The sequence below is a fragment of the Flavobacterium plurextorum genome (genome assembly GCF_024638035.1).
Taxonomy (GTDB): domain Bacteria; phylum Bacteroidota; class Bacteroidia; order Flavobacteriales; family Flavobacteriaceae; genus Flavobacterium; species Flavobacterium plurextorum.
The window spans coordinates 640,923-667,143 of record NZ_CP100442.1 but is presented as its reverse complement, the minus strand read 5'-3'; the positions used below and the strand labels follow the sequence as shown (position 1 = coordinate 667,143).

The window sequence follows — 26,221 nt, the reverse complement described above, 5'->3', positions numbered from 1 at the left end:
TTGAAAATAAGGCTTTCTTTAAGAATGAAGTTTATAAGATTTTATAATTTAAATATAATTAGACGCTTAACTCATTGATTAACAGTTTTAAAAATTATAATTATGACTAAAAAAAGTATTATTATAGATGAAAAAGCTCATACAGAACTTGGAAAATTATCTGAAAGTTTGCGAATGAACTTAGGGGCTCTTATACAAGAAATGATTTATTATTTCAAGAAAACTGGTATTGACCCTAAAGATGCTGTAAACAAAGATCCATCTTTAATGGTTGCCGCTTTAGATAAAAGAATAGTCTCTTTTTTAAAAGTTCAAGAAAGAGATATTTTGAAACCATTAAGACAAGATGTTTTTAATTATCAAAATGCTCAAAAGGAAGAAATATCAAAATTAATTATTTCAATCAATAAACTCTTAGAACAACATTCAGAACGAACTACTGAAATAAAAAAAGCTCATTTTGAGAATCTGAATAAAATAAATAGTAATGATGTAGAAAGAACTAAAATGGTAGTTGCTGAATTACAAAAAAACCGACAAGCCATTTTACTTCTTTGTCAACTATTAGACGATAAAAATAAATCTGGCACTTTGAGTAAAATTAAATCTCTTTTTTCATAATGCCAATATCTAAACCACATAGTACACTTGGAGCTGACAACAAAGGAAGTTGTTCCAATTTGGCCATTTACTTAGAAAAGGAAAATGAAGAATTAGATAAACTCATCAAAAAGTCTTCCTCAATGAATGAAATATTTCAGCTAGAAAACAGAAAACAAGGTTTCTTTACAGCTTCAGAGATTAATATCAGCACGATAGATGTTATTAGTTCTATCGATAATAATAAAAGAAAATTAGGAGCAAATGATGCTAAATATTTTGCTCCTACAATTAGCTTCAGCGAGAATGAGTTGAGTCATATTGCTTTTCTAGCCACTGGTAAAAGAGAAATAACAAGTGTTTTAGAATTAAATTCATCCGAATTAGAGCAATTTAATAACCTTATTAGAGAGTATGGTCGTAAAGTGATGGACAACTATGCTTTGAATTTTAATCGTCAAGACAAGGGAATAAAATCGGGAGCTGATTTAGTTTATTTTGGAAAAATTGAACATTTTAGGAAATTTAAGGGTACAGATAAAGAGGTTATTGACGGAAAGGAAATTTCTGGACAGTATAAAAAAGGATTGCAATCTCATATTCACATAATTGTTTCCAGAAAAGACAAAACGCAATTATTAAAATTAAGTCCTACTTGTAATGAAAAACAAACCAATAGAAAAATTGGTAATAACGAATATCAAGTAGGATTTGATAGAGTTAAATGGATTAATTCGAACGAAAATTTTTTTGATGAACATTTTAATTATAAAAGAAAAGAACTTGAAAAATTTGAAAATCAAAATATTCTAAAAAATGGCAACCCTCAAGACAAATATGAAGTCAATAAAAAAATAGAAGCTGAATTGATTAATAGGAATGATGTAAAAAAACAAATTAAGCATGCTCATTTTAATGTTTTGATGACAAAACCAAATAATCTTAAAGAGTATCAGCAACGAATGACAAAATTTGCCATTCAAGTTTTGCCAACAATAAATAAAGATGGTTCTGTCAAAGGAAATCACTTTTTTCATGAACAATCAGGAATAGATTTCAAAGCGAATGAAGTCGATCAAAACTTAAAACTCAATGAATTATTTATTGCTGATAATAAAACAACTATGCAAATGCAACAAACCGAACCGCTATTAGAGCACTGGAAGATTAATACTGAAATATTGGCATCCATTTTATCACTTCTTTCTTTTGAAATTGCTCCGGATGTTGATGATGAATTACCAAAAAGAAAGAGAAAAATAAAAAGATGATTTAATATAAAAACGCAACAGTATTAGATATCAAAAAAGGATGTCAGCAGGTAACTTAAATCGTTTGTTCTGACCTAAATAAATTAAAATTTGCTTATTTCATTTTTTGCTTATCCTACATATTCTTGTTAATAACTCTTCTTTTACACCTCATTGCTTTTTTGTATAATTGTAAATAAATTCAATCTAATTTTTCATTAGCAATCAAAGTGTTCACAAGTTATTATTAAAGGCTTAAACAATAGATACTTCTTTTTAAATTGTTATAGATTTAGAAAATAATCAAACGCTGGGAAAACAAGACATTTATTACAGGCTAAACAAAATAAGTGTTTGGGGTCAAATAAAATATAAAAATGAACATTGCACAAATAGAATCAAACCTTCAAAATTTAATAACAAACTATACTAATGAAACATTCATTTATGAATTTTTGTTAGCTTATGGTTTGCCAAAAGCATCCATAACTCGTTTACAAAAGGGAAATCTTAATTTATCTAAAGTAGAAGGAGAAATATCTTGGAAGAAAAAAGTATTTTTCAAACCAGTCTTTAATCAAGATTTACATCTGGCAATTTCCGAGATAAAAAACATGCTTAAACAAGAACAGCGTTTTGTTATCGTTACCGATTTCAAAACTTTCTTGGCAATTGATACAAAAACGAATGATAGTTTAGATATTGATTTTACAGCATTACCCAAGCATTTCGATTTCTTTTTGCCCTGGGCAGGAATGGAAAAAGCGTCACATAAAAAAGAAACCGAAGCCGATGTAAAAGCAGCCGAAAAAATGGCAAAGCTTTTTGACGAAATCAAAAAAGACAATCCTGATAATACGCCTGAATTTATTCACGGTTTAAATGTATTTTTATCAAGGTTGTTGTTTTGTTTTTTTGGAGAAGATACCAATATTTTTAAATTGGGTCTTTTTACCAATTCCATTAAATCGCATACCCAAACTGACGGTAGCGATTTGAGCAATTATTTAGACAAACTATTTGAAGTTTTAAATACCCACAGCAATAACCGAAAAGACCTTTCTGCGTATCTAAACGAGTTTCCGTATGTAAATGGCGGTTTGTTTGAACACAAACACAAAATGCCCAATTTTACACGTCGTTCACGCCAAGCCATTATTGATGCAGGAGAATTAGATTGGAAATCAATTAATCCTGATATTTTTGGTTCTATGATACAAGCTGTTGTTACAGTAGAACATCGTGGTAGTTTAGGAATGCACTATACCAGTGTGCCTAATATTATGAAAGTCATTGAGCCATTGTTTTTAAATGATTTAAACCAAGAATTTCAAACGGCTAAATACGAACCCAAAAAACTCAATAAAGTATTAGAACGATTAGGCAAAATAAAAATATTTGACCCCGCTTGTGGTAGTGGGAATTTCTTAATTATTGCCTACAAAGAATTACGTTTTTTAGAAATAAAAATTCTCAAACAATTACAAGAACTCCAAAAAGCGTCCACAGGTTTTGAAGGCTATCAATCCGAATTAGAATTGATACCAAAAGCCCAATTAACCTTGGCAGCACAATACCAACCGACACTTTTTTCACGCATCGAATTAGCCAATTTTTTTGGTATCGAGTTAGACGATTTTGCACACGAAGTAGCCATTCTTTCCCTTTGGTTAGCACAACACCAAATGAACCAAAAATTCAAAGAAGTGTTTGGTGAAAGTACACCGACTTTGCCATTACAAGCAGGGGGAAACATCATTCACGGAAATGCGACCAGAGAAAATTGGGAAAAGATTTGCCCTAAAAAAGATGGAGATGAAACTTATATTTTAGGAAACCCGCCTTATTTAGGAGCAAGATTACAAAGCGATGAGCAAAAATCAGATATGGAATTTGTTTTTAATAAAATTAAAGGCTTTAATAATTTAGATTATATTTCTTGTTGGTTTTTAAAAGGTTCAAATTATATTCAAGGCAGTAATGCTCAATATTCTTTTGTAACTACAAATTCAATTTGTCAGGGTGAACAGGTTGCTTTGTTATGGCCTTTTTTATTAAAAGATAATTTAGAAATTAGTTTTGCACATACTTCTTTTAAATGGTCAAATAATGCTAAAGCTAATGCAGGAGTGATAGTTTCTATTATTGGAGTAAGAAATAAGAATAGTAAAATAAAATTCATTTATAAAGATGATTTAAAATTAGTTGTTGATAACATCAATAGCTATTTAGTTAATGCTAAAAATACTTTTATTGAAAAAAAATCAAAACCTATATCAAAATTGCCAGAAATGTGTTTTGGTAGTATGGCAAATGATGGAGGAAATTTGTTTTTAAATGAACAGGAAAAAGAAAATTTAATTTCTAAATACCCGGACATTTCCAAACTTATTAAAAAACTAGTTGGGGCGCAAGAATTTATACGAGGAGAAAATAAATATTGTCTATGGATTAATGATAAAGATTTAGAATTTGCAAATCAAATACCTGAAATCGCTAATAGGATTGAAAAATGTCAGAAAGTACGTCTTTCAAGTAAAAGAGGAAATACTAATGAATTGGCTTCAAAATCACATCAATTTGCCGAAATAAGATTTAAAGAAACTAATTCAATCATAGTTCCTAGTGTTTCATCTGAAAGGAGAGAATATATTCCAATGGGATATTTGGATGAAAAAAATATTATTGTTGCACCAAATTTTGCAATTTATAATGCTGAACCTTGGATATTAACTCTCCTAACCTCTAAAATACATATGTCTTGGATTAAGGCTGTATGTGGAAGATTAAAAACTGATTATAGATATTCTTCGTCTTTAGGCTACAATACCTTTCCTTTTCCAAATATTTCCCAATCTCAAAAAGAAGAATTAGAGCAATGTGTATTTAGAATTTTAGAAGAACGAGAAAACCATAGCGAAAAAACTTTGGCGCAAATGTACGACCCGGACAAAATGCCGGAAGCTTTGCGTGAAGCGCACCGCTTGAACGATTTAGCTGTAGAACGTTGTTACCGTTCTAAACCTTTTGAAAGCGACGAAGAACGACTGGAATACCTTTTCAAATTATATGAAAAAATGATTGCGGAGGAAAAAGAAAAAGGAACATTGTTTCAAGAAGAGAAGAAAGCTAAAAAAGTTCGTGGATAGAAAAAAAATGGACAATCAAGAAAAATGATAGAAAATCTATTTGAAGAAATAAGAGAAATATGTAACCATCCTTGGAAAAGAGAATTGCTGTTCCAAGATAAAGTTAAGTGGAATAAATTATGGTCCTCACTGGATGTTATAGAAGATTCTCAAATTGCGATAGACGATTATATTGACTTACCGGAATTCAGCTCCAACGAAAAAGGGTATTTATATGTTTATGGGATTCTTCATGCATTATATTTGCAACAAGACGCTCTTTGCAATCTGAATAAAGCCCTATTTGGTCAGGGCATTGATTTCAAAAGTGAATATCCTGAATTGTATAATATAAGAGAGATTCGCAATAGTTCAATTGGTCATCCAACTGGCAGATGGGAAGGTAAATCATTTCACGGTATTAGTCGAATGACTATTCAAAAGAAAGGATTTCAAATGAGTTCTTCTTTTCCAAAATCAGGTGGAGAAGATGAGTTTGAGTACGTTAATATTTTATCCTGTATTGCAACCCAAAACGAATTATTTAAAGAAATTTTAAATTACACAATGGAAAAATTAAAATCTGATTTCGAAATCCACAAAAACAATTTTAAAGATAAAAAACTGATAGATTTAGTGTCTCCCAATATTGATTATAATTTTTCAAAACTTTATGAAAACATTGATCGAGATTATCCACCAGTTAAAAGTAATTTTAATACAATTTCTAAAATACATAAGAATATTAAAGATGGAATAATTGAAAGATATTCAGGTTTATCAGCATTGCCTGGCATTGAAGAAACCACAGAAAGGCTTGATTATTTACTTAACCGATTGAAAAGGGACTTAATAGAAAATAAAATTGAGGATAAATTAGAATTAGAAATATTTATCGATGCTTTGAAATCTCATTTTGAGGAATTAAAATCAATGATACTAGAAATTGACGAAGAATTTAGTAGTTAGAAATAACATTGAATGACAGGAATAATTATTTAATCCTTGCCAATAAACGATATAACTAATAAAGAGAAGAAGCCTTGTTTTACAGCAGAAAACAAACTGAACACAAATCAAATCTAAATTAAATGACTAATACTGAACTTATAGAACTAATTGACGAGTTGAGAGCTTTACCCAAAGAAAACGAATGGGTGGAATTCAAAACAGGCAATGTAACAACAAATGATAAACTGGGACAATATATCTCGGGCTTGTCTAATGCGGCTTGTATTACAAATCAATCTTTTGCTTATTTAGTTTTTGGTATTAATGATGAAACACATCAGGTGGTAGGAACCAATTTTAATTTTAAGAATCGTAAAGAGGGAAATGAAGAATTGGAGTTGTGGATAAGACGTTTTTTAAGCCCATCTATAAAATTTGACCATTTCATTTGTAACTATGGTACGAATCATTTAGAAATCTTTAGAATTCCGGCAGCAACTGGCGAACCTACCAATTTTAAAAATTACCCATACATCCGTTTTGATAGCAGTTTAACCGATTTAAAAAAATATCCTCATTTCTTGAGAGCCATTTATAATTCGCAAACAGATTGGTCGGCACAAATTGTAGAGAAAGCAACTATTGATAATTTAGATCAAAAAGCAATTAAACTCGCTAGAGAAAAATACAAGGAAAAAAACACCAACGCTGCTTTCTATGATGAAATTGACAAATGGTCAGACAAAACATTTTTGGATAAACTGAAAATTACCATTGATGGAAAACTTACCAATACCGCAATCATTTTATTAGGAAAACCAGAAACAACTCATTTTATTTCGCCTGCTGTGGCACAGATAACTTGGAAACTCGATACGGAAGAGAAAGCCTACGAACACTTTGGAATGCCGTTGTTTTCTGAAATAAACGCTATTTTATCTAAAATAAGGAATGTAAAATACAAATTTTTCCCTGACAATCAATTAGTAGCTACCGAGGTGATGAAATATGATTCCGAAGTAATATTAGAAGCCTTAAACAATTGTATTGCACATCAGGATTACAGCAGACATTCCCGTATTTTATTGACCGAACAAATAAATAAATTAATTTTTAGTAGTGAAGGTAGTTTCTTCGAAGGTACTGCCGAGGATTATACAACAGGAGATAAAACACCTAAAAAATATCGTAACAAATGGTTAGCCGAAGCAATGGTAAACCTTAATATGATAGACAGTTTAGGATATGGTATCCATAAAATGTATAAAAGCCAACGTAAAAGATATTTTCCTTTGCCTGATTATACAAAATCAACAAGGGACAATGTAGTTTTGGAGATTTACGGACATACTATAGATGAAAATTACTCAAAACTTTTGATTGAGAAAAAAGATGATTTAAGCCTTACTGAAGTAATATTGCTAGATAAGGTTCAAAAAGATTTAGACATAAATGAGGAGGCAGTAAAACTCTTAAAGAAAAAGGGACTTATTGAAGGAAGGAAACCACATTATTATATATCCGCAACAATTGCAGAACTTACGGGACAAAAAGCCAATTACACTAAAAACAAAGGATTAGATAAGGATGTTTATAAGGGTTTTATTATTCAGCATATAAAAAACCACGGTTTTGCTACACGTGAAGAAATTGATTCTATATTATTTACTAACCTACCGGATTATAAAAATGAAAAACAGAGAAAAATCTACATAAATAATTTAATTCAAGAAATGGCTGGTGTTACAATTGAAAACATTGGAAGTAGAATAAAATCGAAATGGGTCATGATAAAAAATATTAAATAAACAGCACAAATATTAAATAAAAATATTAAATAAGCCCATGATAAACCAATGCTAAGTACTGTGAAATATGAGTTTTTGAATATTTAATTAATTTTTTAAAGCTTTTAAAAGTATTAAATAAATTACCTTTTATTAAATAATCAAGTAGAAAATAAGTCGCTAGAAACAAACCATTAAAAATTAACCATCAATAATTAAATAGATGCCAGATATAGTAAATGTAAACTACCATAATACCGGAAATAGCACAAAAATAAATACAATGGGGATGCGAGAAATGCAAACCCGTGCTTTTGAATCTCGTGATGCACAGTATTTACTACTTAAAGCGCCTCCTGCTTCTGGTAAATCCCGTGCCTTAATGTTTTTGGCAGTAGATAAATTAGTAAATCAAGGCATCAGGAAAGTTATTGTAGCAGTTCCCGAGCGTTCTATTGGGAGTTCATTTTCTAAAACAGATTTAAAAAAAGATGGCTTTTTTGCCAACTGGGAGCCAAACGATATTTATAATCTTTGTACTCCTGGGGACGAAGGTAGCAGCAGCAAAGTAAAAGCCTTTCATAAATTTATGGATAGCGACGAAAAAATATTAATTTGTACACACGCTACTTTACGATTTGCTTGCGAAGAATTGGACGAAGCAAAATTCAATAATACTCTATTGGCAATAGATGAATTTCATCACGTTTCTGCCGATGTCAACAATAGATTGGGAGAATTGTTAAAATCAATAATGAACAAATCTACTGCTCATATTATAGCAATGACGGGTTCTTATTTTAGAGGTGACAGTGTGCCTATTTTAACACCTGAGAACGAAGCAAAGTTTACTAAGGTAACTTACAATTACTACGAACAGTTAAACGGCTACAACTTCCTGAAATCTTTGGGAATTGGGTATCATTTCTACACTGGAAAATACACTTCGGCAATAATAGACATTCTCGATACCGATAAAAAGACAATTCTCCATATTCCAAATGTAAATTCAGGAGAAAGTACAAAACAAAAACACAATGAAGTTGATTTCATCATAGATGCGATTGGAGACATTATCAAACAGGATTCTGATACTGGTGTTATTCACGTAAAAAGACATACAGACGGAAAAGTTTTAAAAGTCGCTGATTTAGTTGAAGATAGTTCCCGAGAAAGAGACAAAATCGTAAACTACCTCCGAAACATTAAATCTGTTGATGATATGGATTTAATTATTGCACTGGGAATGGCTAAAGAGGGCTTTGACTGGCCTTTTTGTGAACACGCCTTAACAGTGGGATATCGTGGTTCATTAACCGAAATAATTCAAATTATCGGTCGTTGTACTCGGGATAGCAACAATAAAACACACGCACAATTTACCAACCTGATTGCAAGTCCAGACGCTATTAAGGATGACGTAAAAGTGGCAACTAATAATATGCTCAAAGCCATTACAGCATCATTGTTAATGGAACAGGTATTAGCACCTAATTTCAAATTCAAAACTAGAATTGATAATGATGATGAAGAGGCAGAACCGGGCGAAATCAAAATAAGAGGATTTAAAGAACCTAGTTCAAAAAGAGTGAAAGACATTCTCGAATCGGATTTGAATGATTTAAAAGCAACCATTCTGCAAGACGATACAATGATTAAAGCAATGCCAGGAAACATCGACCCGGAAGTAATAAACAAAGTATTGATTCCTAAAATCATAAGAATTAAATATCCTGAACTATCTGATGAGGAAATAGAAGAAATTCGTCAATATGTGGTAGTCGATTCAGTAATTAAAAACGGAGAAATAAAAGAAGTGGGAGACCAACGATTTATTACGATGGCTGATAAATTTGTAAATATCGACGACATACACATTGATTTAATAGACTCAATTAATCCATTTCAGAAAGCTTTCGAAATTCTTTCAAAAGATGTTACAACAAAGGTGTTGAAAATAATTCAGGACACAATTGAAGCAACTAGAATAAAAATGGACTTTGAAGAAGCCAAAATTTTGTGGCCAAAAATCGTGGAATTCAAAAAAATGTATGACAAAGAACCTAGTGTTAATGCAAACGATCCACTGGAAAAAAGAATGGCGGAATGTATTATTTATTTAAAAGACGAAAAAAGAAAACGATTGGCAAATGGATAAGAATAAAGTCCTTGATGATATTTTTAATAATGATGAGTTTGATATTCTAAATGTCAAGCCCAAAATTGCTTATGCCAGAAATGCTGACGAACGACTATTGGATTCTTTTAATGAAGTAAATGATTTTATTGAAAAATACAATAAAGAGCCTCAACCCAATCCTGCTAATATTTCAGAATTTCAGCTCTATTCAAGACTGAAAAGAATCAGGGAAAATCCAGAAAAAATGCTGTCGTTACAAAACCAGGATGTACACGGATTATTAAACGTTGAGAAAAAAGAAATCAATTCTATTGATGATATTTTCAATGATGATACTTTCGATTTATTAAATGATGACACTGATTTATTTGATTTTAAACATACTCCAAAGGATCAGGAAAGAGCAGCAACTGATTTTGTAGCCCGAAGAAAACCGTGTAAAGATTTCGATAAATACGAATCCTTATTTAAAGAAATTCAAAAAGATTTAGCCGAAGGAAAACGCAAGCTTGTTGATTTTAAAATGGGTAATCTCCGGGAAGAAACCTATTACGTTCACAATGGAGTTTTATTTCTATTAGAGCAAATAAACATTGACCGAAAAGAGCATTATAAGGAAGATGGAACAAGAGTAAGAGAAGACGGACGTACAAGATGCGTATTTGAAAATGGCACAGAATCGAATATGCTTAAAAGGTCGGTAGAGAAAATATTATATGCTAATGGTCAGGTTGTCTCTGAAAACAGCAATAAAGTAAACGAGAATTTTATTGAAAATTTCAGCAACATTACTGATGAAGACCAAGAAGCCGGATATATTTATGTACTGCGTTCCAAGAGTAAGGATGAAAGAATTCAAGCAATTGATAATTTATACAAGATAGGATATTCTAAAGATACTGTCGAAGAAAGAATTAAAAATGCCGAAAAAGACCCAACCTATTTAATGGCACAGGTAAAAATCATCACTGCTTGGAAATGTTACAATATGAATCCTCAAAAACTAGAACAATTATTGCATAATTTCTTTGGAAAATCCTGTCTTAATATTGACATTTTTGATGAGAAAAAAAGACGACACACCCCTAGAGAATGGTTTGTAGCTCCAATAGAGATTATCGAACAAGCAATTGAATTGATTATTAGTGGGGAGGTTGTTAATTATAGTTATGATGCTGAAAATAGAGTAATTGTATCAAAATAAAATCAATAATAATATTTGGATTATATAACAAATTCGTTTAAATAATGGAAAAAGAAGAGTGGAAATATTTATTAATCAATGGTAAATTCAAAACAATTGAAGTAAAAAATCCTGTATATGATGGAATAAAGCTTCAAAGCATACAAGATTTAAAACCTTTTAATAAAAAAGATGCTGACGGAAATCCTGTAAAACCTAATGTGAATGATGCTATCCAATTAAAAAGAGAAAACTATATCTCTTTTTTTAGAAAACCATTCAAAAATCTTTTAATTCTAACCGGAGCTGGCGCATCAATGGATGTTAAAGGTCCTTCAATGCAAGATTTATGGGACATTGTAGACGAGAAATATAAAATCCTAGATTTATTTGATGGTGATATTGAAGAAAATGGGTTTGAAATAATTTGTAATAGTGTAAAGCACGATTATAAGGATATAAATTTAGAAACCTTACTTTCTAGAATTGAAGGAACTATTCATTTCAATGATGATTTAGAAATTGTACTAGATAAAAAAGAAATCAAATTATCCCAAATAAGAAAAGATCTATTTGAAATTATAAAAACCAATTGTTCAATAGCGTGTCCTGAAGATGCAACAAAATTTCCTCATAAAGTTCTTTTAGAAAAATTATTACAGAGAAAAGTAACAAGTCCAAGAATTAAAGTTTTTACTTTAAATTATGATTTGCTTTTTGAATATGCTTCTGAAAAAATAAACGCAATAATGATTGATGGATTTTCATTTACTTTTCCTAGAACTTTCAGCGGTCGATACTTTGACTATGATATCGTACAACGAGAAAATAGTAAAGTACAAGAAGAGGATAACTTTATTCAAAGAGTTTTTCATTTACACAAATTACATGGTTCTATAAACTGGGAAAGAAATGGAGAGAAGACTATAATAAAAGAAAACACAGAAGAACCATTAATGGTCTATCCAAGAGAGGCAAAATATGAAGATTCATATGACCAACCTTTCTTTGAAATGATGGCACGTTTCCAGCGTAACTTGAGAATTAATAATGACACATTGCTTCTATGTATTGGCTATAGTTTTAATGACAAACATATCAATTCAGCAATTGAAGAAGCTTTAAATCAAAACCCTAGTTTTCGTTTAGCAATTATAGATCCTGGATTTGATAATGACAATGTAGCATCATCATTGAAAGAAATAAAAAAATTAGCAGTCCAAACAGAGCGAATATTATTAGTCTCTGAGACATTTTCTGATTTTGCAGATTATTTTCCAGAAATTAGAACTTATGAAAATGATGATTTCCACCCAATAAACTTGAAAAATGAACAATCTAAAGATTAACCCATTTAAACATGAGTATTTTCTTGGTTACATAAATCAAGTGTTTCCTCAATTTGTAAAAGTTCATTTTCCTTCTTCGGTTTTATTAAATGGATTTACTCATTTTGGAGAAGAGTTTAATGGTGGTTTAGTAGGTAGTTTTGTTATCATAGAAGGAGATAAAAATGGATTCTTAGGTAGAATAACAGAACTTTCACTTCCTGAATCAGAAAGACTTTCTCTAAATGAAAAAGCGTTTCAAACTAGTGATTTTCATCCCACTGGAAAAATTGAAATCCTGCTATCATTTGACTTATATGAACCTTTAAAAGTAAAAAAAGGTTTAACTTCATATCCTAATATCGGAGCTAAAGTGTTTGTTAGTTCAGGTGAATTAGTTCAACAATATATGTCACGATTTGGAGTGAAAGAGGGAGATGTTATTGATCCTATCAAATTAGGACATTTAGTTACTAGTACTTCAACTGAAGTTAAGGTTAATTTACAATCAATATTTGGTCGCCATTGTGCCGTTGTAGGAACAACTGGAGGAGGAAAAAGTTATACAGTAAGTAAATTAGTTGAATCTTTAATTGAAACTGGAAATAAGGCAATATTGATTGATGCTACAGGTGAGTACAGAGGTGAGTATAAAAACACGAAAACTATTGAAATTGGTACTGGAGAAAATATTTTACATTATTCTCAACTGTCTATTGATGATATTTTTTTCTTATTAAAACCATCGCCTAGAACTCAAATGCCTAAATTGATGGAAGCTATTAGATCTTTAAAAATTGTGAAGATAGCAGGAAGTACACAACTTGAACATAAGGGTGAAACAATACCAATTGAAGATGGGTTATTGAAAAAAAATAGCAGACCAAAAAAACCTTATGATGCATTTTACTATAATAATATTTCAGTTATTGAAAATGGGTTAGCTGATTTTGATTTTATGAAATTACATCGACAATTAAGTGAAGAATGTATTTATGATAATGGAACTTCTTGGGGAGGTACTGCACCTAATGACGTATCTTATTGTGTAAGTCTAATTTCAAGAGTTTCAAATCTAGCAAATACACCGGAACTTAATCAAATATTTGGTTTTCAACAAGAAAGAACTGAAAATGATGTAACAGATGTAATTAATGCATTCACTTCTGAAGATAATACAACTGATAATCTGTTGCGTTTGAATTTAGAAAATGTAAAATACGATTTTCAAGTTAGAGAAACTTTTGTAAACGCTATTGGTAAATTCTTATTGACTAAAGCAAGAAATGGTTCTTTTAAAAACTGTCCCATTGTTGTTTTCATTGATGAAGCACATCAATTCTTAAACAAGTCAATTAAAGATGAATACTTTGACACTAAACCTTTAGATGCTTTTGATTCTATAGCTAAAGAATGTAGGAAACACGGACTTTTCATGTGTATTGCTACTCAGATGCCTAGAGATATTCCTCAAGGAACTTTAAGTCAAATGGGAACTTTTATTGTTCATAGACTTATCAATCATAATGATAAAGAAGCTATTAGCAGTGCTTGTAGTTCTGCTAATAAAAACACATTAGAGTTTTTACCAATTTTAGGAGAGGGAGAAGCCATATTAACAGGTGTAGATTTTCCTATGCCTATTATTATGAAGTTTGACTTACCTAAGAATGAGCCAAACTCCAAAACTCCTAGTTTAAACAAGATATTTGTTTCCTAAAAAAATGACTTTCAAAAAGGATTATCAAATTTAATACTTTATAAATGAACACTAAATACAGTTACAAAATTCTAAAAGAAGAAGTTGAAGTTACAGATTTTTATGAAGAGCAAACTCATGAAAATATTAAGTGTTCATTATTGAATTTAATTAAAAATGAGGATGAGGGTATAACGATTGGCTTATCAGGTCCGTGGGGTTCGGGTAAGTCAACAATTATAAACCTTCTCAAAAATGACAAAGAAAATAAAGATATATTCTCTTTTTTTTATTTTGATGCATGGGCTCATGAAGGAGATCCTTTAAGAAGAATATTTTTAGAAAGTCTGATAAATTCTTTTAAAGAAAATGAAAAAGATGAAGTCGTTATAAGTGAACTTGAAGATAAAAGAAAGACTATTTCAAGAGAGAAGAAAACTAAACATATTAAAATAACTAGAAGCACAACATCACTGGGTTTAATATTAACAATAGCCACACTATTTTTTACAATTGGAGTTGCTATTTTATCATCAATTAATTATGACAATTTAACTTCAGAATCAAAATATCCAATAAATTGGGCTTTTGTGGTTGGTGCAATTTTGGCAAGCCTTCCTTTTTTCGTTTTATTAGGAAACTGGATAAGTTTATTATGTAAGAATGAAAAAGCTACTGATTTAAATAATTGGTCTTTTTTACAAAATAATTCAGACGAAACAATTACAGAAGATGTAATTGGAGATGATGAAAGAAGCTCAATTGAATTTGAAAAATATTTTAAAGAAATTCTAGAAATATACAATACTCAAAAAAAGAGAAAAATAGTTATTGTTTTAGATAATCTTGATAGAGTTGACGCAAATGTTTCTCTTAGAATTTGGTCAACATTACAAACTTTTATTCAACACAAAAACCCTACTTCAAAGGATTACAATATTTTTAGAAACGTTTTTACAATTATTCCTTACGATGAACAAAGTTTAATGAAAATTTGGGAAAATTATACTGAAAATCAAGATGGTTCAAGGAGTATTGATAATAAATTTGCAAGCTCATTTTTTGATAAAAGTTTTCAGGTTAGAATCGATGTCCCAAAACCAATCATTTCAAATTGGTTAGATTTTATCCAAAAAATGGTTAACAAAAGCTTTACCGTTTGGGAAAAAACAGATAAAGATGTTATTGTTGAAGTGATTGAAAAAACAAGAAAGGATATTTTAGACAATCCTAAGCCAAGAGAAATAAAAACTTATTTAAATCAAATAGGTTTTTTAAGAAATCATATTCCAGAACAAATTTCAACAAAGAGCATAGCTCTTTATGTTTATAAAAGATATTTACAGGGTAATTCAAATGATGAAATAGCAAATTATTTAATTGATAAAACAAAAATCCTAAAAGAAGAAATAAATCTTATAGATGACAATATAATTGAAGAGCTGGCAGCTATAATTTATGGTGTAACAAAAGAAAAAGGGACGCAAATTTTATTAACTCCAAAAATTTTAGAAGCTTTAAATGATGATAAGCCAGAATTATTAAAAGATTTAATAACAAATTACAATTCTGTATTTTGGTATATTTTTAAAAATAAAATAACAACTACTGATAATTTAATTGACTATTTAAAATATTGTATGCCAATAAATAAATGTTTTGATAGCTATGATGCGGATATTAATAATAATTTCATTCCATCTCTGAGTAGATATTTAACTAATGAAAAGATATTCAGCTATCACTTTGATGAATATTTTGTTTTAAATATTAAAAACGCAACAGATTTACTCAAAAAGTTTTCTAGAAATGAAGACATAAAACGGCTTTGGTATTTTTTTATTAATGTGTATGAATATCAAGAAATCAACAATAGAGGTTCAGAAGATTTTAAAAACAATGGGAATACCTTTTTTATTGATACTTTAAACTATGTTTTTCAAAAAACTGAAATTAATTTTAAAGTTAAAACATTAAATATTTCATTTGATAGTTGGGAACTTATTGGTAATCATCCATCTTTTTCAAAAATTTCAGTTTTTTTACATCCGTCTGAAGAAAACTTTATTAAAACAGCTAATTTAATTAATCCAGGAACACCTATCCCTGATTCTATCTATCCATTACTTAATAGTTATATCTACCACAAGTCTTTAAATCTTGAGCCCATACTATTAAATTTGAAAAATCATTTTTCTTGGAATAATGGTAATCAAAGTGGAAATATTTTTGTTTTTAAATCAATTAAATTATTTGAAAACTTCTTTTATAATTACAGTAATTATGATTACTCGGATTTCTTGAAATTACCACAATTTTATTCTGTTTGCCATTTTACAAAGTCCGAAGATGAAAAAGCAATAAATATAATTGCCACAATATGCTCGGTATATTACAAAGAAAAAAATCTTCTAATTTCAACTGAAACGCCTCTAACAAATAGCTACGCAAATAGTTTTATCAATGAATTATATAATTATTGGACAAAACCAAATAGCGATTACGCTCATTGTACTTATGAAATTTTGAAAACGAATAATTTATTGAACATTGTTTGGAAACTATGTACAGATAGTAATAATATCCTGTGTTGTGACATAATAGATCTTATGGTTTCTAATAATGATGATGAAGCATTCAATATAGAAAATCCTTTTGATGTTCTAATTGATATTGATGGTATTAAAAAAGAGGAGTATGAAATTTCAGGTCTTGTTACTAAATTCTTGAAATGTTCAAATTTAGAAAATATTTTTTTAGCAATTGATGATTTAAAATTAGCTTTAAATAATCGAATCATTTATGAAATTATATACGATAATAAATCACCGGAAATTTATAAAAAAGTTGAAAATGAATTAAAAAAACTTGATTTAGAACAGTTAATAACATCATTGAATAACAATGATTATTTGTTTAATATTTTATTAATTGTAAAAGAAAATAATGATCTATTTTCTTTAGACAAACTAAATAATGCTTTATATCAATTTGTTTATGGTTCATTTTTAATAAACAACCAAGTATATATCCTTGATGATTGGCATAAAGATAATTGGTCTAAAATCATCAAACTTTTAGATGATATTCATTATGATAATTTCTGCATGAGAATTACAGATTTATTATTTAGAGAAAAAGAAAACATAAAAGAAGATTTTTTTGAATTAAACCAAGAGTTTATAAATAAGAATTTCTTAGCCGATTTAATTAATAGGGATAAAGATTCATTCGCTCTATATATCCAAGAAGCATTACAAAATTCAACAAACCTTGAAAAATTAAAATTCATAGAAAAGTTATTTAAAATCGATGATGAGAAAAAAATAAAATTTGATATAGGTTTTAAAAAACTAATTATGGATAATGTCTTAAGATTAAACGCAGAAGATAATTCCGAAGAATTGATTAGAATCTCATCAATTATAGCTAAAAGATTTTCTATTAGTTTAAAGACTGTGAAAGACAAACCAGTATAGTATTCATTATTTTACCTCATTAACCTGCACAAAAATCATCATTAGTGCAAGTATTACTAAGATTTAAAAAGAATACAGTATTCCCAAAAGAACATTTACGTTCCAAATAGTACGGGCAATCAATCGGTCTCTCTACGGTCGTTTGCTTTGTTCCGTTCGGCTGTTCCAGTCGGTTGTGCCTCCCTCCGTTCCACAGACACGGCGTAGCCACAATAAAAACAGCAGCTTGAAAAACAGCAGCTGTTTTTTATTGCGCTGCTTGCTCCTCATCTTCACACGCGCTCTACCCTTTGTTCGTCGGGGCTACTGCATCCACAATACCGCTTCATTTCGTTACGCTCCGCAAGCTACGCTCCACTGCATTCAGCCATATTTGCGTCTGCCGCCCCTTATTTTTCGGCGGTTGCTCCTTCGCTCAGTCATCGGGGTTGGCTCCGTTCGATGAAAAACCTCACTTTGCCCTAAATCAAGGTTAGCCTAAAGGCAGCTCTTTATTTTTTCCCCGCCGTTACACGCTGCTAGCCCTTCTCTCCACTTCGTCCCGTCTCGTCCTAAAAACGAGACGGGACTACGTTCCGTTCCCGGTCTAGCGTGGCTGTTCGATTGCCGCAACACCGCCACGGCGCTCCTCGGGAAAAAGAATTCCGTAAACTCCATTCTTTTCCCTCCGGTGCTTGGGGGTGTTTGATTGCCGATTCCATAAAAACGCTCCCAAAAAGAGGAAAACGAGAACGTCCGACTTCAGAAAAAAATAAAAAAAAGAAAGTAAAGCTAAGTTCCGGTTTCAAAAAGTAAAGTTCAAGCCCTACGGGTTTTTGAAAAAATCTCCACCCTTTAATTTCCATAACAATAACCGATTATGCAATGACACTTCCGATTTTTAAAAGCTATTTAGGTAGTATTTTTTCAAAAAAAGCTTGACTTATTTTGAAATCTCCACTGATGCGAGGACTTTCTTTTTTCTTTTTTTCTTTGTGAAAATTATAAAGAAAAAAACCGTGAATTGATAATCCTTCTGATTATAAAAAAGTAAGTTTATCAGAAACTATAATTACATTCGTAAAAGATGAAGTTTTTGTATTATAAAGTTCCAATAATTTTAGATTAAGTTCTCAAAGGCAAAATCTAGCTCTGTTGTATTGAAATCTTCTAGATAAGTTTCGGTAGTTTTAATAGATTGATGTCCTAGTGCTTGTTTAATCATGACGGTATTGATGCCTTTTTTTAAAGATAAGGTTGCAAAAGTATGTCTGGCAGTGTAAAAAGTTACTTTGTTTTTGATTCCACATTGAAGTGCAATAGTGTTGAGTAGTTTTCCATAATAATTTAAAACACTTTTTTTTCGATCTCTTAATTTTTCTTTTGTATAGAGTTTTTCATCTTTTTCTAAAATTGGGAAAATATAATCGGTATCAAATGGGCGATAAACTTTAAAATAGTTCAGGATGGTTCTCATATAGGTGTTGTCTGGGATCTTTACATTTAGTTTTATTCCGGTTTTATTTCTAACGTATGAGAAGCTGCTTAAATCAACTTCTTCCCATTTTAACTCAGCCAAATCAGTGAAATTCATGCCTCGACAGTAAAAGCTAAATAAGTAAGCATATAAAGCTTTTACTCCTTCTTTGTTTTCAGATATGTTATAGTCTAGTAATAGTTGTAAATCTTGCTTAGTTAAAGCTTTTTTTACTTTGCTAGATTTTAATTTCGAAATCACATAATCTTTAAAAGGGTAAAATTCGCTAGAAATAATTTTAGATTTTATCGCTGAGTTGTATATAGCTCTAATATTTCGCATGTATACGCCAATACCACCATCGTTACAGCCATGAGCTCGTAAATAAGATTCAAAAGCTATTAGAAAATCGTAGTTGATTCTTGTGAAATCGTAAGTTGTAATAGTTGGTCTAAATCTCGTAAGAGCAGAAATGGTGTCACGATAGGAACTGCTTGAACTTATTTTTCCAGATTCTTTTAATTGGAGTTTTCTTTCTTCAAAATAAGCAATAAAACTTAGTTTTTTAACCTCTTCAGGTCTAAATAAAGCGTCAAATGATTCTAGAGAAAAGTCATGTCCTTCCTCAATGATTATATCTAATATTTTAGAAGCATCTTGTTTTATCGAATTTAATATTCGGTTACACTGTAAATAATTCGGGAATTTAGATGTAAATTCGTTTGCGTTGTCATTCCAAAATTTTGGTAATACATTATAAGGTGTTTTGTAGAATTTAGACTTTCTGTTAATAGTTATTCTTAAATTAACTGGAAACGTACCGTCACTAAGCATTGTCTTTTTTAAGATGATTTTTACACTAGCTTTCATTTTTAATATTTTTATAAGTTCAACATACGTACAACAAATGCATACATATTGTGAAACTGGATGAAACAAAAATATTTTTTAAAAATGATAAACAGCTGTAAAACAATGGTTTTGAAGCTAAATGCAATTAAATGCAAATGTTAATAGTCTATCTCATAATCAGGTGGTCCCTGGTTCGAGCCCAGGTGGGACCACTAATGAAATCAAGCCTTTGCAGAAATGCAGAGGCTTTTTTATTTTTTCTGACGAACATTTGACGAGCAAAATGTTTTTTATAATCAATTAGTTTTGTTTACTTTTATGGGAATTAACTGATTGTAATATGACTATTTATATCTACATCTTGTCATTTATCCTAATTTTTGCCAAAATTATTGTTCCTATATATCTTCTTTTTAGATTGTTTTTCATAGTTAAACCTTTATTTGTAAATCTATATTTTGAAGAGAAATTTAGTTATTATGCTGGAATAAGCAAAAACAGGTTATTGATTTTATTACTGCTCTGTTTTTTATCATTTTTCATAGGAACCTTTCTCGGAAAAGAAGTTTTGAGTATTTCAGATACTTACAAAATCATATTGAATCTCTTTTTACTAGTTTTTACTCAATTTGTATTGTTCTATATGTTTGAGGTAAAAACTCCAAGAAGTATTTTTAAAATAGTACAAGATTGGTTTGAAAATCCCAAGGAAATATTTAAGCAAAGAGAAGTGATTTTTGAAGAAAGTAATGTAATTGAATCAATAAATCAGAATGGTGTGAATTTTAAAGACGCAGTAAATCTAACCTATGGAGATATTATCAAACAGATTCATCGAAGAGAGTTTGATCTAGTAATAGAGAAGTGTACTAATATTTTTCGGGATAATTCTTCAATTGAAAATCTTTATAAGTTCTGCAATGGAATGGAAATAAAAGAAGGATCCATTTTAATAAAAATAGATAATAAAAGAAACTCAAAACAGAACATAATAGAGATATTGACGTCACTTTTCAATATTCAAAAAAATTGGAATTCTCAGAGTAAAGATAAAACAAACACCAAAATTATTGATTTTTTGAATAAGTATATTACAATAAATGATGGAGATAAAACTTTACACATTAACGATTTTACACGATTATTTGAAAAATTGCCTTGATCGCTATGTAAAATTTGATTACTCAAATATGTTTTTTAAAGATAAAATAAGCTAAAATGATTTGTTCTGTTTGAGAATCTATTATTATAATTTATTTTAAATATGTAAATTGTTTTTACACGATTTTTTACATAGCCAAACCTCCGTAAACTTGTTTCATAATTTAAAAATTAGAAACATGGATGCAAGTGATTTTATTTCCAAAATTGATCGATTGGAATTGATGGTACTGGAACTAGCAAAGAAACAAGATGCGTTTATTAAAAAGGCATTGATGAAACTATCTTTAAATAATAAAGATGTTTATTCCTCTGAAGAAGCTGCAGAGTTTTTATCTATAGAAGTTAAATACATTTATCAGCTTACCCACCAACGAAAGATTAGATATTCTAAGAAAAAAGGTCAAAAGAAAATCTATTTTAGAAAAGCGGATCTTCTTGATTATTTAAACGGAGAGGTCATTAGTACTACTGAAGATCTTGAGAACATAAATGCCGCTTTGTGGAAAAAATAAGTCGTTCAACTTCTGCAAAATGAACGCATAAAAAAACCTTTGTTTTTTAATCAAATTCTTATGACAAGATTGTAAGGATTATAATTTGAATCTTATGGACTTAGATATTCCTTATATCAGAGTAGGAACTTCCTATTTCAAAATTATAGATAAACCTTTAATTTCTGGCGATAAAGTAAAAGTAATGGTTCGATGGAATCGGGAAACAATCATTTCAGATCACGGAAAATCGTTTTTAAACGATATATCCAAACTAGATGGATTTTGCTGTATTCCTAATCATTTTGGTTATGAGCAAATTGTAGATGATTTCTACAATACCTATCATGAACTACCAAGTCAACCAATCAATAAGGATTTTTCAATTCATGAACTCGAAAAATTGATTCCGAATTCATTACAATTTATTCAACATATTTTTGGAGACCAAATGCAATTAGGTTTAGACTACATAAAACTTTTATATGAAAAACCTACGCAAACATTGCCAATTCTTTGTTTAGTTAGCAAGGAGCGATCGACAGGAAAAAGCTCTTTTATAAAGTGGTTGAAGGCAATTTTTGGAATGAATATGACTTACATAAAAGGCGATTCATTTGGTTCACAGTTTAATTCTGATTGGGCGAGTATGTTACTTGTAGCCATTGATGAAGTCTTTTTTGATAAAAAAGAAATTACAGAACGTTTAAAATACCTTTCTACGACGGACAAAGATAAAGTAGAAGCAAAAGGAAAGGATAGACAAGAAATTGAATTCTTTGCAAAATTTATTCTTTGTTCTAATAATGAAGATAATTTTATTCAAATAGACGAAGAAGAAATCCGTTTTTGGATTCGTAAAATTCGCACTATAAATGCAGAAGATGTATTTTTTCTTAAAAAACTTAATAAAGAAATTCCGTATTTCTTAAAGTATCTGCAAATGAGAAATTATTTTTCCGAGCAAAAAACAAGAATGTGGTTTAAACCCGAACAGATTATGACCGCTTCCTTGTTAAAGCTTGTAAATCGAAATAAAGAAGAAATGCTTATTCTTGAATTGATTCATGAATGTTTTGAGAAAATGGAAGAGGATGAGTTGAAATTAGCTCCTAATGATATTTTTATTCTACTAAGGAAGCAAAATAACAGAATAAATATTTCTGCTAATGAAATAAGAAATATTCTCAAACGATGGAGTTTTACACCCGAAGATAATACGAAGTCTTATTGTGGAATTGAATTATTGTCGCATGGTGAGTACGTAAAAGTAGATCGAAGAGGACGCTTTTATACCATTAAAAAGATTTTGTTTTATAAAATATTTGATGCTTTGATGCAAAATTAGTATAAAGTCTTGTAATTGAACTGAAGAAGTCTGCATCAAAGCTTGCATCAAACTAAAAAACAATCTTTTTTGATGCAAAACTGATGCAGGACAAAAATAAAGTGATGCACTGATGCAGCTATTGATGCAGTTCAATCTTAATGTAATCAATGGGTTACGCGGTATTTGCATCAAAACATCAAAAAAAGAAAAATTACAGTTCTTTCTTTTTCATTAGCAAATGAACAGCTTGTTCAAAATCAAATAGAAGATTTATTAAAAAAACAATTATGGAAAAGTTCAATTGTAAAATTGCAAATCAAATTGATTTGGTCAATTATCTGGAAACATTAGGGCATGAGCCATCAAAAATAAAAAATCAGGATTATTGGTATCTATCGCCATTTCGAAATGAAAACACACCTTCTTTTAAAGTGAATCAGAAATTAAATTGTTGGTATGACCATGGATTAGGCAAGGGAGGAAATGTAGTTGATTTTGGGATTGAATATTTTAGATGTACTGTTTCTGAATTTTTACAACTTTTAAAAGGTAATAGCATTTCCTCCGGTATAAGTTTATCACTTAAAAATGACAATCAACAGTCTTTAAATCTAAGAATTGCAAATGAAAAGAAAGATAATCCCCTTGATAAAATTATCATTGTTGATGTACGCATATTGGAAAATAAGTTATTGATAGCTTATTTAGATAAACGAAGTATTACGCAAGAGATCGCAAAGCAACATTGTAAAGAGGTTGATTTTTGTTTAAATAATCGCAAGCATACCGCCATCGGTTTCAAGAATATCTCAGGAGGATACGAACTCCGAAATGAAAACTTTAAAGGTAGTAGTTCACCAAAAGATATCACTTTCATAAATAACCAAGCAAAATCAGTTGTTGTTTTTGAAGGCTTCTTTGATTATCTCTCTTATAAAATGATGAATCAAAAATCGGTTAACCTACAAACAAATTTCCTGATACTAAATTCTCTATCTTTTTTTAAGAAGTCTATGCAATTAATGGAAAAACACGAGAGAGTAGATCTCTATTTAGACAGAGATACAGGAGGCATAAAATGTACTAATGAAGCCCTGCAAAGTGATTCGATAAAATATATTGACCAAAGTTTTTTATATGAGCAAAAGAAAGATTTAAACGAATTGTTAAACCAGGAACAGCAAGTTAAACGAGGTCATCATTTTAGGCGATCTATATAACGTTCCGGTGGTAGCCAGCTATGTTTTGGTAAAACCAAAACGCTGGCTCCCCTCATGCTAACGCATTCGTTGAGAGATTTTTTTTCATGCATCCGCATTCAAAAAATAAATGATGAAAGACTATGGAAAAGCAGAATGAAACTAAAAAAAATACAGGAGGCAGACCAAAAAAGGCAATAAAGAGAGACCAACTGATGGCAATTAAATGTACACTCTACGAGCGTAAAATCATTGAATCCAAAGCTAAAAAAGTAAATCTTACCGTTTCCGAATACCTTCGTGAAATTGGACTCAAGGCAAAGATTGATTACAGAAATAAAGCGTTTCCGAAAGAAATCCTAAGTTTTACAGGAGTACTCAACCATATGGCAGCCAATCTGAACCAAATCGCTAAAAGGAGAAATACCAACGATGAATTAAGTCCGCTTGAACGAGCAGAATTAAAAGTACAGTCAGGTCGGGTTAAAGATCTTGCTGTCCAAATTAAAAACTTTATGTCATGATAGGTCGTGTAAGTATAGGCAGCTCTTTTTATCATTGTATTAGCTACTGTTTGGAAGATAAAAGAGAATTGTCTGAAGAGAAAAAACTTGCACTTGCAATGCAAGACCGTTTGCAGTATAAAGACCGAGCAGAAGTATTGGAATATAATAATTGCTTCGGGAACAAGTATGAGCTTACAGAGCAGTTTAAAGATGTAAGGAAATTAAGCAGGCGTGTTGAAAAACCAATGTTGCATCTGACTTTACGTTTAGCCCCAGAAGATACATTGACCAAAGAACAATTAAGAGAAGTTGGAAGAGAATGTGCCAAGGAGTTTGGTATAGCAGACAACCAGTACATTTGTGTGCTACATAAGGATACCAAAGAGCAGCATATACATATTGCAGCCAATCGAGTAGGTTTTAATGGTAAGGTTGCCAATGATAGTAATAGCTATAAACGGATGGCTGAACTTTGTCGTCGGCTTGAAAAGAAATACGGTCTTCAAGAAGTATTAAGTCCAAGAGCATTTATGTCTCCTAAAGACAGGTTATTGCCTCGTCATGATAGTAGAAAAGAAAAACTTAAAGCAGATATCGAGCAGACATTAAAGTCTGCCAGTTCTTATCTCGCATTTGAAAAACAAATGCAAAATTTAGGATATAAAGTTCTCAAAGGAAGGGGGATTTCTTTTATAGATGATAAAAAAGTAAAAATAAAAGGAAGCGAAGTTGGTTTTTCATTGATGAAAATTGAAAAGATGTTACAGCAGAAACAACAGTATGCCAGGAAAAATGTTGGTGAAGAAAAAAATCATGACAGAGATAGTCAGTCAATATCTAATTCTTTCAATACTGGAAAGCAAAATGAAGGAAAGCAAAATTATAACTTAGGCAAGGCAGGAGAGGAAGTTGTTAAAGAGATTTTAGGGTTTACAGGTCAGCTAATGAATTCTGAATATGAACCGGATTATATTGATCCTGAATTAATGAGAAGACTCCAAAAGAAAAAAAAGAGACCATCATTAAGGAGATAATATTTTAAAAAATAGTAATATGAAAACAAATGCAAACAAAAATCATATAGAACAAGAAACATTACAATTAGTACTGGAGGAATTTACACAGGAACAGAAAACAAACAATCAGCATATTCAGGCGCTTATTGCCGCAGTTAAAAACGTAGAGAATAAAATCGATGTGTCTAAAAACGAACATAAAATAGAAAAAAATGTTTCAGAACCATTAGATATTAAACCAATAGAGCTTATCCTTCAAAAAAGTTTTCTAGACATAAAATATATGATTGGCAGGCAACCAAAAAGTATCGTTAGGAAATTTCAGATTTTGTTATTTCCGGAACAGGATGCAAAACTGTTTTACAAAATTGTTTTTGGAAGATGGTTTTTATGGCTTGCTATAATGATAGCCTTAAACAATCTTTACAGCTGGGGCATACATTATAGCGATAATAGCAAAGAAATTGAAATGAGACAAATTCAAAACGATAGGATAAGAAAAGCTTGGGAGTATATGTATATTAATAGTGATAAAGAAACTAAAAAACTTATGAAAAAAGCGTATGAAATTCAATAGAAAGTAAATAGTAGCACTAGAAAGCACAAATGTGTTCAGTTTGGCAGCTTTTGCTCTTTTTTGCTTCTAAAGCGTAATGAAGTAT

At 30.3% G+C, this 26,221-nt stretch carries 18 protein-coding genes; 17 read left to right on the top strand and 1 reads right to left on the bottom strand.

The window, feature by feature from the left end:
• The first annotated feature begins 102 nt into the window (after positions 1-102).
• The 10 genes from NLG42_RS03180 (at position 103) to NLG42_RS03135 (ending at position 17,545) form a co-directional block, all read left to right on the top strand.
• The gene (locus NLG42_RS03180) at positions 103-621 is read left to right on the top strand and encodes a BfmA/BtgA family mobilization protein (protein WP_257682979.1); all 519 of its coding nucleotides are present in this window, start codon (positions 103-105) and stop codon (positions 619-621) included.
• The gene (locus tag NLG42_RS03175) at positions 621-1,871 is read left to right on the top strand and encodes a DUF5712 family protein (protein WP_257682978.1); all 1,251 of its coding nucleotides are present in this window, start codon (positions 621-623) and stop codon (positions 1,869-1,871) included. The genes NLG42_RS03180 and NLG42_RS03175 overlap by 1 nt, the downstream gene beginning before the upstream one ends.
• Positions 1,872-2,227: 356 nt before the next feature.
• Positions 2,228-4,999, top strand: coding sequence for a class I SAM-dependent DNA methyltransferase (locus NLG42_RS03170; RefSeq protein WP_257682977.1), 2,772 nt, complete (start codon positions 2,228-2,230; stop codon positions 4,997-4,999).
• 24 nt (positions 5,000-5,023) lie between these two features.
• The gene (locus NLG42_RS03165) at positions 5,024-5,947 is read left to right on the top strand and encodes a hypothetical protein (protein WP_257682976.1); all 924 of its coding nucleotides are present in this window, start codon (positions 5,024-5,026) and stop codon (positions 5,945-5,947) included.
• 122 nt (positions 5,948-6,069) lie between these two features.
• Positions 6,070-7,737: an RNA-binding domain-containing protein gene (locus NLG42_RS03160; protein WP_257682975.1), complete on the top strand. Its 1,668-nt coding sequence runs from the start codon at positions 6,070-6,072 to the stop codon at positions 7,735-7,737.
• A 202-nt stretch (positions 7,738-7,939) separates the two neighbouring features.
• Complete coding sequence (locus NLG42_RS03155; RefSeq protein WP_257682974.1) at positions 7,940-9,874, top strand: DEAD/DEAH box helicase; 1,935 nt, start codon at positions 7,940-7,942, stop codon at positions 9,872-9,874.
• A complete protein-coding gene (locus NLG42_RS03150) occupies positions 9,867-11,060 on the top strand; it encodes a GIY-YIG nuclease family protein (RefSeq protein ID WP_257682973.1) in 1,194 nt (397 codons plus the stop codon). Before NLG42_RS03155 ends, NLG42_RS03150 begins: the two co-directional genes overlap by 8 nt.
• A gap of 44 nt (positions 11,061-11,104) precedes the next feature.
• Positions 11,105-12,388 carry an SIR2 family protein gene (locus NLG42_RS03145; RefSeq protein WP_257682972.1) on the top strand — a complete coding sequence of 428 codons (1,284 nt, stop codon included), beginning with the start codon at positions 11,105-11,107 and terminating at the stop codon, positions 12,386-12,388.
• Positions 12,369-14,087 carry an ATP-binding protein gene (locus tag NLG42_RS03140; protein WP_257682971.1) on the top strand — a complete coding sequence of 573 codons (1,719 nt, stop codon included), beginning with the start codon at positions 12,369-12,371 and terminating at the stop codon, positions 14,085-14,087. Before NLG42_RS03145 ends, NLG42_RS03140 begins: the two co-directional genes overlap by 20 nt.
• Positions 14,088-14,131: 44 nt before the next feature.
• Complete coding sequence (locus NLG42_RS03135; RefSeq protein ID WP_257682970.1) at positions 14,132-17,545, top strand: KAP family NTPase; 3,414 nt, start codon at positions 14,132-14,134, stop codon at positions 17,543-17,545.
• A 1,099-nt stretch (positions 17,546-18,644) separates the two neighbouring features.
• Here the strand turns inward: NLG42_RS03135 and NLG42_RS24400 are convergent.
• On the bottom strand, positions 18,645-19,871 hold the full coding sequence (locus tag NLG42_RS24400) for a site-specific integrase (protein ID WP_307774299.1): 1,227 nt from the start codon (positions 19,869-19,871) through the stop codon (positions 18,645-18,647).
• 322 nt (positions 19,872-20,193) lie between these two features.
• Between NLG42_RS24400 and NLG42_RS03120 the strand changes: the two genes are divergently transcribed.
• From NLG42_RS03120 to NLG42_RS03090, 7 genes are all read left to right on the top strand, one after another.
• Positions 20,194-21,015 (top strand): hypothetical protein, encoded by an 822-nt coding sequence (locus NLG42_RS03120; RefSeq protein ID WP_257682969.1) that lies wholly within the window; start codon positions 20,194-20,196, stop codon positions 21,013-21,015.
• A 178-nt stretch (positions 21,016-21,193) separates the two neighbouring features.
• Positions 21,194-21,529, top strand: a complete 336-nt coding sequence (locus NLG42_RS03115) for a helix-turn-helix domain-containing protein (RefSeq protein ID WP_257682968.1) — start codon at positions 21,194-21,196, stop codon at positions 21,527-21,529.
• Between the two features lie 94 nt (positions 21,530-21,623).
• A complete protein-coding gene (locus tag NLG42_RS03110; protein WP_257682967.1) occupies positions 21,624-22,856 on the top strand; it encodes a primase-helicase family protein in 1,233 nt (410 codons plus the stop codon).
• Between the two features lie 269 nt (positions 22,857-23,125).
• Entirely contained in the window at positions 23,126-24,058 is a 933-nt protein-coding gene (locus tag NLG42_RS03105; RefSeq protein WP_257682966.1) for a toprim domain-containing protein, read from the top strand.
• 122 nt (positions 24,059-24,180) lie between these two features.
• Positions 24,181-24,561: a plasmid mobilization protein gene (locus tag NLG42_RS03100; protein ID WP_257682965.1), complete on the top strand. Its 381-nt coding sequence runs from the start codon at positions 24,181-24,183 to the stop codon at positions 24,559-24,561.
• Complete coding sequence (locus tag NLG42_RS03095; RefSeq protein WP_257682964.1) at positions 24,558-25,577, top strand: relaxase/mobilization nuclease domain-containing protein; 1,020 nt, start codon at positions 24,558-24,560, stop codon at positions 25,575-25,577. The genes NLG42_RS03100 and NLG42_RS03095 overlap by 4 nt, the downstream gene beginning before the upstream one ends.
• A 19-nt stretch (positions 25,578-25,596) precedes the next feature.
• On the top strand, positions 25,597-26,136 hold the full coding sequence (locus NLG42_RS03090; protein ID WP_257682963.1) for a hypothetical protein: 540 nt from the start codon (positions 25,597-25,599) through the stop codon (positions 26,134-26,136).
• Positions 26,137-26,221: the final 85 nt, after the last annotated feature.